The sequence below is a fragment of the Geobacillus sp. B4113_201601 genome, from assembly GCF_001587475.1.
Lineage (GTDB): Bacteria > Bacillota > Bacilli > Bacillales > Anoxybacillaceae > Geobacillus > Geobacillus icigianus.
The window spans coordinates 159,306-171,736 of sequence record NZ_LQYX01000121.1 but is presented as its reverse complement, the minus strand read 5'-3'; the positions used below and the strand labels follow the sequence as shown (position 1 = coordinate 171,736).

The 12,431-nt window shown below is 57.6% G+C and carries 14 protein-coding genes; 1 reads left to right on the top strand and 13 read right to left on the bottom strand.

Features of this window, described 5'->3' with window-relative positions; all coding sequences use genetic code 11:
* Window positions 1-38: 38 nt before the first annotated feature.
* The 9 genes from fabG to B4113_RS17295 all read right to left on the bottom strand — a co-directional run bounded on the left by fabG (window position 39) and on the right by B4113_RS17295 (window position 9,286).
* Window positions 39-782: a 3-oxoacyl-[acyl-carrier-protein] reductase gene (gene fabG / locus B4113_RS17335; protein WP_033022939.1), complete on the bottom strand. Its 744-nt coding sequence runs from the start codon at window positions 780-782 to the stop codon at window positions 39-41.
* A 2-nt stretch (window positions 783-784) separates the two neighbouring features.
* Window positions 785-1,726, bottom strand: coding sequence for an ACP S-malonyltransferase (gene fabD / locus B4113_RS17330; RefSeq protein WP_061912707.1), 942 nt, complete (start codon window positions 1,724-1,726; stop codon window positions 785-787).
* Between the two features lie 2 nt (window positions 1,727-1,728).
* Window positions 1,729-2,730, bottom strand: a complete 1,002-nt coding sequence (gene plsX, locus B4113_RS17325; protein ID WP_033022933.1) for a phosphate acyltransferase PlsX — start codon at window positions 2,728-2,730, stop codon at window positions 1,729-1,731.
* The gene (fapR, locus tag B4113_RS17320) at window positions 2,714-3,310 is read right to left on the bottom strand and encodes a transcription factor FapR (RefSeq protein WP_033022932.1); all 597 of its coding nucleotides are present in this window, start codon (window positions 3,308-3,310) and stop codon (window positions 2,714-2,716) included. Before fapR ends, plsX begins: the two co-directional genes overlap by 17 nt.
* Window positions 3,311-3,429: 119 nt before the next feature.
* The gene (gene recG / locus B4113_RS17315; protein WP_033022929.1) at window positions 3,430-5,478 is read right to left on the bottom strand and encodes an ATP-dependent DNA helicase RecG; all 2,049 of its coding nucleotides are present in this window, start codon (window positions 5,476-5,478) and stop codon (window positions 3,430-3,432) included.
* Window positions 5,475-6,359, bottom strand: coding sequence for an L-serine ammonia-lyase, iron-sulfur-dependent, subunit alpha (sdaAA, locus tag B4113_RS17310; RefSeq protein ID WP_033022926.1), 885 nt, complete (start codon window positions 6,357-6,359; stop codon window positions 5,475-5,477). Before sdaAA ends, recG begins: the two co-directional genes overlap by 4 nt.
* A 138-nt stretch (window positions 6,360-6,497) precedes the next feature.
* A complete protein-coding gene (gene sdaAB / locus B4113_RS17305) occupies window positions 6,498-7,160 on the bottom strand; it encodes an L-serine ammonia-lyase, iron-sulfur-dependent subunit beta (protein WP_033022925.1) in 663 nt (220 codons plus the stop codon).
* A gap of 68 nt (window positions 7,161-7,228) precedes the next feature.
* Window positions 7,229-8,896: a DAK2 domain-containing protein gene (locus tag B4113_RS17300; RefSeq protein ID WP_033022923.1), complete on the bottom strand. Its 1,668-nt coding sequence runs from the start codon at window positions 8,894-8,896 to the stop codon at window positions 7,229-7,231.
* Between the two features lie 27 nt (window positions 8,897-8,923).
* Window positions 8,924-9,286 (bottom strand): Asp23/Gls24 family envelope stress response protein, encoded by a 363-nt coding sequence (locus tag B4113_RS17295; protein WP_033022916.1) that lies wholly within the window; start codon window positions 9,284-9,286, stop codon window positions 8,924-8,926.
* A 230-nt stretch (window positions 9,287-9,516) separates the two neighbouring features.
* On the opposite strand from B4113_RS17295, the gene rpmB reads away from it, so the two are divergent.
* The gene (rpmB, locus tag B4113_RS17290; protein WP_033022914.1) at window positions 9,517-9,702 is read left to right on the top strand and encodes a 50S ribosomal protein L28; all 186 of its coding nucleotides are present in this window, start codon (window positions 9,517-9,519) and stop codon (window positions 9,700-9,702) included.
* Window positions 9,703-9,740: 38 nt separating this feature from the next.
* Here the strand turns inward: rpmB and spoVM are convergent, their stop codons facing one another.
* From spoVM to rsgA, 4 genes are all read right to left on the bottom strand, one after another.
* A complete protein-coding gene (gene spoVM, locus B4113_RS17285; protein ID WP_033011182.1) occupies window positions 9,741-9,821 on the bottom strand; it encodes a stage V sporulation protein SpoVM in 81 nt (26 codons plus the stop codon).
* Between the two features lie 79 nt (window positions 9,822-9,900).
* Window positions 9,901-10,551: a thiamine diphosphokinase gene (locus B4113_RS17280; RefSeq protein ID WP_033022913.1), complete on the bottom strand. Its 651-nt coding sequence runs from the start codon at window positions 10,549-10,551 to the stop codon at window positions 9,901-9,903.
* A gap of 334 nt (window positions 10,552-10,885) precedes the next feature.
* A complete protein-coding gene (rpe, locus tag B4113_RS17275) occupies window positions 10,886-11,542 on the bottom strand; it encodes a ribulose-phosphate 3-epimerase (RefSeq protein WP_033022912.1) in 657 nt (218 codons plus the stop codon).
* Window positions 11,543-11,545: 3 nt separating this feature from the next.
* Window positions 11,546-12,427 carry a ribosome small subunit-dependent GTPase A gene (rsgA, locus tag B4113_RS17270; protein ID WP_033022911.1) on the bottom strand — a complete coding sequence of 294 codons (882 nt, stop codon included), beginning with the start codon at window positions 12,425-12,427 and terminating at the stop codon, window positions 11,546-11,548.
* Window positions 12,428-12,431 lie beyond the last annotated feature (4 nt).

The window sequence follows — 12,431 nt, the reverse complement described above, 5'->3', positions numbered from 1 at the left end:
GCCCGCGTTTTCCACCGGCGTTTTCCGGTCCGTGCCGATTACGGCATGACCATGCCGCCATCGACGTGAAGCGTCTGGCCGGTCATATAGCCGGCCGCATCCGAGGCGAGAAACGCGACAACGCGGGCGACGTCATCCGGCTCGCCAAAGCGGGCGAGCGGAATTTGGTTTCGCATGGTTTCTTTTTGCTCCGCGCTGAGCGCTTCCGTCATATCGGTCGTGATGAACCCCGGCGCAACGGCGTTGACCGTAATGTGGCGGCTGGCGAGTTCGCGCGCCGCCGTCTTCGTCAGCCCGATGACGCCGGCTTTGGCGGCAACGTAATTCGCCTGCCCCGGGTTGCCGATCACGCCGACGACCGACGCGATGTTGACGATCCGTCCGTAGCGCTGCTTCATCATCGGCCGCGCGACCGCCTTCGTACAAAGAAATACCCCTTTTAAGTTCGTGTTAATCACGGCATCCCATTCTTCTTCCTTCATCCGCATCAATAAGTTGTCGCGCGTAATGCCGGCGTTGTTCACCAAAATGTCGAGGCGGCCGAATGAGTCGAGCGCCGCTTTGACCATGCGTTCCACATCGGCGGCCGAAGCGACGTCCGCCTGCACGGCGAACGCCTCGCGGCCAAGTGAGCGAATCGTTTCGACCACTTCGTTCGCCTTTGCTTCACTGCCGGCATAGTTGACGATGACGTTCGCCCCTTGGCGGGCGAGCTCCAGCGCGACAGCTCGACCGATGCCGCGCGACGCTCCGGTGACGAGGGCGATTTTTCCTTCGAGCATCGTTATTCTCCTTTCAGCGCCGCAACAGCCGCTTCTAGGGAAGCGAGATCGTTCACCGCATAAACGCGGACGTTGCGGTCGATTTTTTTCACGAGGCCGGACAACACGTTCCCTGGGCCGATTTCCACAAACGTGTCGACCCCAAGCGCCAACAGCGTGCGCACCGACTGCTCCCAGCGCACCGGTGAATAGAGTTGGCGCACGAGCAGATCGGCGATGTCTTCTTTCTTCGTCACCGGCTCGGCCGTCACGTTGGCAATGACCGGAATGGCAGCGTCGCGAATGGTTAAGCCCGCCAAGACGGCGTTCAGCTGTTCGGCCGCCGGCTTCATGAGCACAGAATGGAACGGCCCGCTCACCTCAAGCGGAATGACGCGCTTGGCGCCGCGCTCTTTTGCCAGCTGCCCCGCTTTTTCCACCCCGGCTTTCGAACCGGAGATGACGATTTGCCCCGGGCAATTGAAGTTCGCCGGCGCGACCGGATCGCCTTGGGCGGTGATTTCGCTCGTCACCGCCTCGAGCGCCGCGGCATCCATTCCCAAAACGGCCGCCATCGTCCCTTCGCCGGCCGGCACCGCCTCATTCATCAATTCGCCGCGGCGGCGAACGGCATAGACCGCATCGGCGAATGACATCGCCGCGGCGGCAACGAGCGCCGTATATTCGCCCAAGCTATGTCCGACGACATAATCGGCGCTCAGCCCGGCCGCTTTGACGAGTTCGAGCAAGGCGATGCTCGCGGTCAAAAGCGCCGGCTGGGCGTTGTACGTGAGCGTCAACTCCTCTTGCGGCCCGTTGAACATGAGCGCGGAAAGCGGAAACCCGAGCCGCTCGTCGGCCGCTTCAATGACCGCGCGGGCGCGGGCGTCATGGTCGGCGGCATCTTTGGCCATGCCGACGACCTGTGACCCTTGTCCAGGAAACAAAAAGGCGATCTTCCCCATCGTTATCCCTCCTTGATCAATGCAGCCCGCTCCAGCTCCGCTTTGATGGTGCCGATCACATCATGGGCCACCATGTCACGCGCTTGGCGGACCGCGTGGAAAATAGCGTTCGCATCGGACGAACCGTGCGCTTTAATGAGAGGGGCGTTCAGGCCAAACAGCGCTGCCCCGCCGTATTCGGAGTAGTCCATCATCTTTTTCAGCCCAGCAAGCTTCGGTTTGAGGGCGGCAGCGGCGAGCTTGGCCGCCACGCTGCTTGTCAGCGCCTGCTTGAGCAAGGAAAACAGCGCCATCGCTGTTCCTTCGATCGTTTTTAAAGCGACATTGCCGGAAAAACCGTCAGCGACAACGACATCAGCCGCCCCTTGCAGCAAATCGCGCGCTTCGACGTTGCCGATAAAGTGAAGATCGGTTTCTTTCAGCAAAGCAAACGCCCGCTTCATCGTTTCATTCCCTTTTTGGTCTTCGGTGCCGACATTGAGCAAACCGATGCGCGGGTTCGCGATCCCCCGCACTTGCTTGGCGTACACATGCCCCATCAGCGCATATTGCTGCAAATGTTCCGGGCGGGCGTCCACGTTGGCGCCGACATCTAAAAAGACAAACCCTTTTCCGTCCACCGTCGGCAGCGTCGGCGCGAGCGCCGGTCGGTCGATGCCGGCCGCTCGCCCAACGACAAACAACCCGGCGGCCATGAGCGCCCCGGTGTTGCCGGCGGAAATGCCGGCGTCCGCGCGCCCTTCTTTCACTTCCTCGGCCATGCGCACAAGCGACGAACGTTTTTTGCGCCGCACCGCCCGCACCGGCTCATCGGCCGCCTCGATCACTTCATCGGTGTGAATGACCGCGATGCGCTCCTCGCTCGGCAAATGCGGGCGAATTTTCGCTTCATCGCCGATCAACGTGATGCGAATGTCGGGAAAGTGCGCGGCGGCCCTTGCCGCGCCAAGCACGATTTCATGCGGGGCGTGATCTCCCCCCATAGCATCAATCGCGATGTTCATTGCTGTCGCCATCCTTTTTTTCCATGTTTGAACGATACATTTCGAACGTTCCGGAAAACACGAGCTCTTGGCCGACATAGCTGTTTACGTCAACGACCGTGCGCCCGCTTTCCGTTTTTCCGGTCACTTTCGCCTTCGCTACGACCCGCTCGCCTTCTTTCACTTGCCGCACAAAGCGGATCGTCGCTTTTGCCGTCAGCGCCAATTCATCGTGGATGACGGCAACCGCGAGCGAATTCGCTTGAGCGAACAAATGGTGGCCGCGGGCGATGCGGGTGCGCCGAAACACGTGCTCCTCTTTGACATCAAAAATGGAAATCGCGCTCGCATCCGGTTCGATGTCAATGATGTCGCCGATCACTTCCTCAAGCGGCAGCGCCCGCACTTTATCAGCGAACGACTGGCGGGCGACGTGTTTAATCCGCTCGCGCAGCTCGGGAATCGAGAGCTCAAGCCGGTCAAGGCGGATCGTCTGCACGCTGACAGAAAACTTCTCCGCCAGCTCCTCATCGGTCACAAACGGATTTTCGCGGATCGTCTCCTGCAGCAGCCGTTGCCGTTCGCGTTTGCTTTTTCTCATCGCTCGTTACACCGCCCGGATTTATGACTAGGTACTAAAAGTAATATATAATATCAACAACCGGAATGCAAGCAAAAAAAGTGGACCGCGACGACACCGGCAGCTCCCGCTCCGTCGCCTCAGTCCCATTTTTCCCCGCCGAGCGCGCCGGACGCCTCCAATTCCGCTCGCAACCCCGCATACGCCTCGCCGCGCCAAAACGCCGGCGAGGCGATCAGTTTGGCGGCATCGCGGTGAGCGACTTCGAAAATGCGATAATCGTGCACCGGGTCGCCATAGCGGAATTCCGGCAGACCGCTTTGCTTCGTGCCGAACACATCGCCCGGCCCGCGCAGCTCCAAATCTTTTTCCGCGAGCACAAACCCGTCCGTCGTTTCCGTCATGATCCGCATCCGTTCTTTGCCGATTTCGGACTTCGGATCGGCGATTAAAATGCAGTACGACTGCGCGTCGCCGCGGCCGACCCGGCCGCGCAGCTGGTGAAGCTGGGCCAATCCGAACCGTTCGGCGTCATAAATGACCATCACCGTCGCGTTTGGCACATTGACTCCGACTTCCACCACCGTCGTGGAAACGAGCACATGAATGCGGTTTTCGCTGAACGCGCGCATGACCGCCTCTTTTTCTTCCGGAGACAGCCGGCCGTGCATGAGCCCGACTTCGTATTTTCCGCGATAGTAATGGACGAGCTGGCTGTGAACGTCGATGGCGTTTTGCACATCGAGTTTTTCTGATTCTTCGATGAGCGGGCAAATGACATACGCCTGATGGCCGCGGCGCAATTCTTTTTCGATAAAATCGAGCACGCGCGCGAACTGATGATGCTTCACCCAATACGTCTCGACTTTTTTGCGCCCGGCCGGCATTTCGTCCAGCACCGATACGTCCATATCGCCAAATACTGTCATCGCGAGCGTGCGCGGGATCGGCGTTGCCGTCATCATCAATACGTCCGGCGCATGTCCTTTTTCGCGCAAAATGCGGCGCTGTTCGACACCAAAACGGTGCTGCTCATCGGTAATGACAAGGCCGAGGCGGTGAAACTGCACCCCTTCTTGGATTAAGGCGTGCGTGCCCACGACAATGTCAATCGTCCCTTCCTCGAGTTCAGCTAGCACTTCCTTGCGCCGTTTTCCTTTCACAGAGCTGGTCAACAGCGCCAAGGTGACATCGGTGCCGGCAAACAGCTCCGCGAGCGAACGGGCATGCTGTTCGGCCAAAATTTCCGTCGGCACCATCAGCGCTCCTTGAAACCGCGATAAGGCAGCCGCATACAAGGCAACGGCGGCGACGACCGTCTTGCCTGACCCGACATCGCCCTGCAAAAGCCGATTCATTTGCCGCGGCGCCCGCATATCGACCAAAATTTCATCGATGACCCGCCGCTGGGCGTTCGTAAGGGAAAACGGCAATCCGGCAAGAAACGAGGCGAGCTGTTCTTCCGAATACGAATGGGCGACGCCGCGCCGTTCGTCGCGCATGATTTTCCTTAGCGCCTGCATTTTCAACTGGTACAGCAAAAACTCCTCGTAGGCAAGCCGCCGCCGCGCCTGGTGCAGCTCTTCGCGCGAACGGGGAAAATGAAGGGCGCGAAGAGCTTCCTGCTTGTCAACGAGACGGTAGGCGCGGCGCAGCGCGGGCGGCAGCAGTTCAGGAATGTGCGAACCGAATTGGTCAAACGCCGCTTTCATCAGCCGGCGCATCATTTTAACCGTCAGCGGACTGCGCACGGAATAAACCGGCTCGATGCCCGTCGTCTCGGGCGCCGGTCCGAACCGGAGTTCGTACGCATTGATCGTCTGCCGGTGCCGATCCCATTTTCCGATCACGGTCACCGTTTCGTTGAGGGTGATTTTTTCCTTCAAATACGGGCGGTTGAAGCAAACGACGGTGATCAAATAGCGGTCGGCCAGCAGCCGAAAGGAAAGGCGCGATTTCTTCTTCCCGTAATACGTCAACACAGGCGCGCTATGCACTTTTCCTTCTACCGTCACCTTTTCCTCGTGCCGGACGGCGGCCAAATCTTTTTGCTCGTAATCGTCATATCGATACGGGGCATAAGCGAGCAGCTCGCCGACGGTGCGAATGCCGATGTCGGCGAGCGCCGCTGCCGTTTCCTCGCCAATGCCTTTGACCGCCGTCACCGGCTGTTGCATTGCTTCGCTCACTTTGTCGCCGCGGAAGCGCCGAAAATACGGGCCGCGATCGCACGGCCGGTCGGCGTGGCGGCCAACCCCCCTTGCGCTGTCTCTTTGAGCGCCACCGGCATGGCCGCGCCAATCCGATACATCGCTTCGATCACTTCATCGCACGGAATGCGGCTTTTGATGCCGGCTAGCGCCATATCGGCGGCGATCATGGCATTCGCCGCCCCCATCGCGTTCCGCTTTACACACGGCACCTCGACAAGGCCGGCGACCGGATCGCAAACCAAGCCGAGCATGTTTTTCAGCGCGATCGCCATCGCTTCCGCCGCTTGGCTCGGCGTTCCACCAGCCAGCTCAACGAGCGCTGCAGCGGCCATGCCCGCCGCTGAGCCCACCTCCGCCTGACAGCCGCCCGCCGCGCCGGAAATCGAAGCGTTATTGGCGACAACATAGCCGAACGCTCCGGCCGTAAACAGAAACTCGATCATTTCTTTGCGCGTCGGCCGCAGTTTTTCTTTCACAGCAAACAGCGTTCCCGGGACGACGCCGGCCGCTCCCGCCGTCGGCGTGGCGCAAATGACGCCCATCGCCGCGTTCACTTCGTTCGTTGCCATGGCTTTGCTGACGGCGTCCAAAATCGTTTCTCCAGACAAAAACCGCCCGGCTTCAATATAGCGTTGCATTCGCACCGCATCAAAACCAGTCAATCCGGAGCGGGACGACACCCCCTGCAAACCTCTTTCCACGGCGCGCTCCATAACGGACAAATGATGGTCCATTTGCGCGATCACGTCTTCCCGGCTCCGCCCGCTCACCTCGATTTCGTGGCGGATCATTACCTCAGCGATTTTCGTCTGCTCATTTTCCGCCAGCGCCACCAATTCAGCGACATTGCGAAACATGGATTCCCACCTGCCCTTTCGCAGCTAATCTCTGTTGCCGTTTGGCTTCCCTGTCGATATGAAATCGGTTTCGTTTTCATTCGTTGCCGATGTTCGCCCCAAGCGAGCTTCAAGCATCAGCGTGAAATGGAGTGCGCTTCAATCGGCCAGCTTTGCCACCTGCAAAATGTTCGGCAGCTGCTCCAGCTCTTGAATGAGATCATCGGTCAGCGGCTGATCGACTTCGATGGCCATGAGCGCTTCCTTTCCTTTTTCTTTGCGCGACACTTCCATATGCCCGATGTTAATGGCATGCTTCGCGAGCACGGAAGCGACTGCGCCGATCGTCCCATACCGGTCATTGTGCATAATCAAAAGCGCCGGATGATGGCCGGATAGTTTCAAGGCAAACCCGTTCAGCTCGACGATCTCGATTTTTCCGCCGCCAATCGAAATGCCGACCAATTCAAGCTCTCCGCGGTCATCGCCGATACAGAGGCGCGCCGTATTCGGATGGTGCGGAATCGCCTCTTCGGCCGAAAACGAGACGTCCAAGCCCTCGGCGCGCGCGATGTCCAGCGCCGCCGGCAGCCGTTCATCGAACGTGTCAAACCCGAGCAAGCCGGCGACAATGGCAACATCAGTGCCATGCCCGCGGTACGTTTCGGCAAACGATCCGTAAAACGAAACGCGCGCCCAAGACGGTTTGCGGCCGAATAGCTTATAAGCGACCAAGCCGATGCGCACCGCGCCGGCCGTATGTGAACTCGACGGCCCGACCATCACCGGGCCAATGATGTCAAAGACGCTTTTATATTTCATCTCTGCCATTCCCCCATGAAACCGAAAAAATAGAAGGGAAAAAAGCTCCCTTCTATCATTCTAACATATTATTCAACGGAAATGATAAACGGATACAGCGGCTGCTTTCCGTTATGCACTTCCACCTCAACCCCATCGTGTTCGTTTTCCAAATAAGCGATGACGGTCTCCACTTCCACTTCGGTCGCATCTTCGCCGTACAAAATCGTGACGATTTCGCTTTCCTCATCGATGAGCGCGTCTAAGAGGCGCTCGGTCACGGCCAATTTGTCTTTGTCGGCGGCGATGATGCGGTCATCCCACAGCCCCATGTAGTCGCCTTTTTTAATCTGTATGCCGTCTATCGTCGTATCGCGGACGGAAAACGTGACTTGCCCGGTTTTCACCTTCGCGAGCGCAGCGGTCATCGCCCGCTCGTTTTGCTCGGCTGATTGTTCGGGATGAAACGCGAGCAGCGCCGCTATTCCTTGGGGAACGGTTTTCGCCGGGATGACGATCACCCGGTGCTCAGACAGCTCAGCGGCCTGTCTTGCCGCCATCACGATGTTTTTGTTGTTCGGCAGCACAAACACCGTTTCGGCGTTCGCGCGCCGGATGGCTTCGGCGATTTCTTCCGTGCTCGGATTCATCGTCTGGCCGCCTTCAATCACTTCATGTGCGCCGATGCTCTGAAACAGCTCGGCCACTCCTTCTCCCATCGCCACGGCCACGATGCCATACGGCTTCGCCTCCTTTGCTGGGCCGGAGAGCGCTTTCGCCTCCCGGCCGACGATGTCGGCGTGCTGCTCGCGCATGTTTTCAATCTTAATGCGAATCAAGCTCCCGTAGCGCTGACCGTACGTTAACACCTCGCCTGGCGTCTCCGAATGGATGTGCACTTTGACAAGCTCATCGTCAGCGACAACGAGCAGCGAGTCGCCAAACCGGCTCAGCTCGCGGCGAAACGTTTCTTCCGAGAACGGCTGCCGCGCCAGCTTGTCCTGTTCTAGCCGAATCATGAATTCCGTGCAATAGCCGAACTCGATCTCATCAGTGTGAATATGGCTTTGTGCGCTTTGATGATGCGCGATTTTCACCAAATCGTCCATCGACGCTTCGGCGCGCGCCGCCCGGATGGTTTCCCCCTTCAAGGCGGCGAGAAACCCTTCATAAATGTACACCAGCCCTTGGCCGCCGCTGTCGACGACGCCGACTTCCTTCAAAATCGGCAGCAGCTCCGGCGTGCGTTTCAACGCCGCTTTCGCCTCGGCGAGCGCCGCTTCCATCACCGCGGCGACGTCGCGCTCTTTTTTCGCCACATCGACCGCTTTGCGGGCGGCTTCTTTGGCAACGGTGAGGATCGTCCCCTCAACCGGCTTCATCACCGCCTTGTAGGCCGTGTCCACTCCGGCTTGCAAAGCGGCGGCAAATTCGAAGCTGTTCACTTGCTGCTTGCCTTCAACCGCCTTGGCAAACCCGCGGAACAGCTGCGACAAAATGACGCCGGAATTGCCGCGCGCCCCCATCAATAGCCCTTTTGCCAGCGCTGCGGCGACGTTGCCGATATGGTTGGAGACGTTCGCCTTTACTTCCTTCGCTCCGGACGTCATCGACAAGTTCATGTTTGTTCCTGTATCGCCATCTGGAACCGGAAAGACGTTCAGCGCATCGACCGCTTTGGCGTTGTTCGCCAAATGGGCGGCTCCTTGCTCTACCATATCGGCAAACCGTCTTCCGTCAAGCGTCTTCAATGTCACCGGCTAATTCCTCCTTATTACTGATAACTATGGATTCGCCACTCGAACCCCTTGAACATAAATATTGATCGACTGAACGGCCAAGCCAAGCGTTTGATCAAGCGTGTACTTGACTTTCGATTGCACGTTGTGGGCGACTTCAGAAATTTTCGTTCCGTAGCTGACGATGATGTGCATATCGATATGCACTTCGCCGTTTTCTTCGCGAACGATGACGCCTTTGGCGAAGTTTTCGCGGCGCAATATGTCCGAAAGCCCATCGCGGATTTGATGTTTCGACGCCATTCCTACAATGCCATAGCAATCGACGGCTGCCCCCCCCGCGATCATCGCCACCACTTCATTGGCGACTTCGATGCGCCCGTATTTCGTTTGCCATTCGATCGACATGCTCGTTCCCCCTTTGCGTATCTCGCACAGCTACCTTTATTGTACTATAACGCCCTCTGTTTTCAAAGCGCTTCCCGGCCGCCCACTAGTATTATTTAGCCGAAAACGAAATGTCATGTCAAGGACATTTTCTTGAAAGAGTACGGCCTCGTCTATTGCAATGTCAGCCATTGTGTGGTACATTATAAAAGTGTCTTTAGAGCGATGCAAAAGCAAGGAGGGAACAACCAATGGCGAAATGCTTTGTCACCGGCAAGAAAAAGTCGTTCGGCAACACGCGTTCGCACGCCATGAACGCCAGCCGCCGCACGTGGAAAGCCAACCTGCAAAAAGTGCGCATTCTCGTTGACGGCAAACCGAAACGCGTTTGGGTTTCGGCGCGCGCCTTGAAATCCGGAAAAGTGAAACGCGTTTAACTCCAACAAAAAAAGCACCAAAAAATGGTGCTTTTTTCTTATCCTTTTTTAAACGCGTTCAACACCGCCCGCACAATTCCGCCCAAAAACTTTGGCAGCTTGATCGTATAAAACTTCATCCCGATTCCCTCCTCACAAATCATCACGAACTTCCCGCCATTCCCTTATCCAGTATATTCTCTGCCCACCCAATCGCAACTACAGGCAGCCGGAAAAATCGCTGCTCCTTATCATCATTAATATGCCTTCAGAAAATGAAAAAGTACCGGAAGATTGGATAAGTTCATTACTAATGCATAATGTCGAACCGCGGGAAATATGACTGTTGGTTAACGGATATTTAAATCCGGCGAGCGTAAGGCCGGCCACCGTCTCGGAAACCGGGATGTACGAGACGTAACGATGCCGCTCGTCCTTCAGCACGGTATGCGCACCGGGACGGTGAACGGTGATGACGTTTTGCCGGTCGATTAGCTCAATCGGCCGGCCAGCGTATTTGACGAGCAGCTCGACATTGCCGAACAAATGATCAAGCCGCCCGCCGGTCGCCCCGAACAGCCGAATGGGCCCGGCGGTTTGCTCGACCGCCCAATCGAGGGCGATCTCCATATCGGTTTTGTCTTTCTCCGCCGGCCAAATGTCCAGTTCCGGCAGCATCTCGCGCAACCGCACGAGCGCTTCGGACGACAGCGAATCAAAATCGCCAAACGCGCGCACCATTCGCAATCCGTGCTCGAGCAGCGTTTCTGCGCCACGGTCGACGCTGACCCATTGCACCTCCTTGCCATCATAAGCGCGCAAATCGGGAAGAAGTTCGCGCGGGCCGCCGCCGACAATATGAATCGGCATCATTCTCCCCTCCCTGAGCCAAACGAATTCTTGAAGGTTGGTGAAAAACGCTAATGGCGAACAAAATCGGATCGACCGTCATGGAAAACGAATTGTTGAAGGCTGGTGAAAAGCGGCTGTTGGCCTTGATCACCGATTGAAGGCGCGAGCATAGAGACTGATGCAACAAATTTTCTATTTGCGAAACGATTCCGAGAAGCGGCTGCGCGAGTCAATCCCTAGCCCCTTGGCCAGCCATCGCCAAGAGGGCCGGGAAAAACGGTGATGGTCGCCAAATCAAAACGATCGGACCAACGGTGATGGAAAAGAACACGTCGCTTCACGGCGCCATGTTTCATTTTGCACAGGCGGCGCGAATCGCGCCAATGGCGGCCGCCCGATCGGAAGCGTTGAAGATGGCCGACCCGGCGACGAGCACATTGGCTCCCGCCTCAACGCAAAGCGGCGCTGTTTCCGCGCGAATGCCGCCGTCCACTTCGATATCCACTGCCTTGTTTTGTTCCCGAGCCATGCGCGCAACATCGCGAATTTTCGACACGACCGTTGGAAGAAACGCCTGTCCGCCAAAGCCCGGATTGACGGTCATCAACAAGACGAGGTCGACCTCAGCGATCACATGGCGGATCATTTCGACCGGCGTATGCGGATTGATCACCACTCCGGCTTTGACCCCTTGCTCTTTGATCAATTGAATCGTCCGATGCAAATGCGGGCATGCCTCCACATGGACGGAAATGAGATCGGCGCCGGCGTCGGCGAACGCCGGAATATAGCGATCCGGTTCGGCAATCATCAAATGGACATCGAGCGGAAGCTTCGTCACGGGGCGAATGGCGGCCACAACCGGCGGACCGATCGTCAAGTTCGGCACAAAGTGTCCGTCCATCACGTCAACATGAATCCAGTCGGCCCCGCCTTCCTCCACGGAGCGGATTTCTTCCGCCAAGCGGGCAAAATCGGCCGACAAAATCGATGGGGCAATTCGGATCATCGTTCAATACCTCGGCTTTCGTTCTTTCATTTCTGAAATAAAACTTAAATAATGGTCATAGCGGTACGGGGCGATGTCGCCGGCTGCCGCCGCCTCGCGCACCGCGCACTTCGGCTCGGCGACATGGAGGCAGCCGCGGAACTTGCAGTCCGCACCGTACACCCGAAATTCCGGAAAATAGTGCGGCAACTCATCGAGCGTCAGATGATCAAATTCCAAGGCGCTAAACCCTGGCGTGTCAGCGACAAGCCCGCCGGCCACCTCAAGCAGCTCGACATGGCGGGTCGTATGCCGTCCGCGCCCCAAATGGGACGAGATATCGCCGGTTTTTAAACGCAAATCCGGACGAAGCGCGTTCAGCAGCGATGACTTGCCGACGCCAGACTGCCCGGCGACGACCGAGACGCGGCCGCGAAGGCGCGCCGCCAGTTCATCGAGACCGCCCTTGGTCACCGCCGACGTTTCGATCACCTCATAGCCAATGCAGCGATAGTCGCGCACGTAACGGGCGATCGTCTCTTTCGTCTCGCCATCGAGCAAGTCCGTTTTGCTAATGACAATGATCGGCGTAATGTTCTTTGATTCAACGAGGACGAGAAAGCGGTCGAGCAGCTTCGCGCTGAAATCCGGTTGAACAGCAGAAAAGACCAAAATCGCTTGCTCGACGTTGGCGATCGGCGGCCGCACAAGCTCATTTTGCCGCTCGGCAATCTCCAAAATATAGCCTTCCGTTTCACTCGTTGCCTGAAAGATGACGCGGTCGCCGACAAGCGGCGTCACCTTTTGTTTGCGAAACACGCCGCGCCCCCGACATTGAAAGACGCGGCCTTCAGACAAAACGTAGTAAAATCCGCTTAATGCTTTCATGATTTGTCCTTCCGCCATAGCC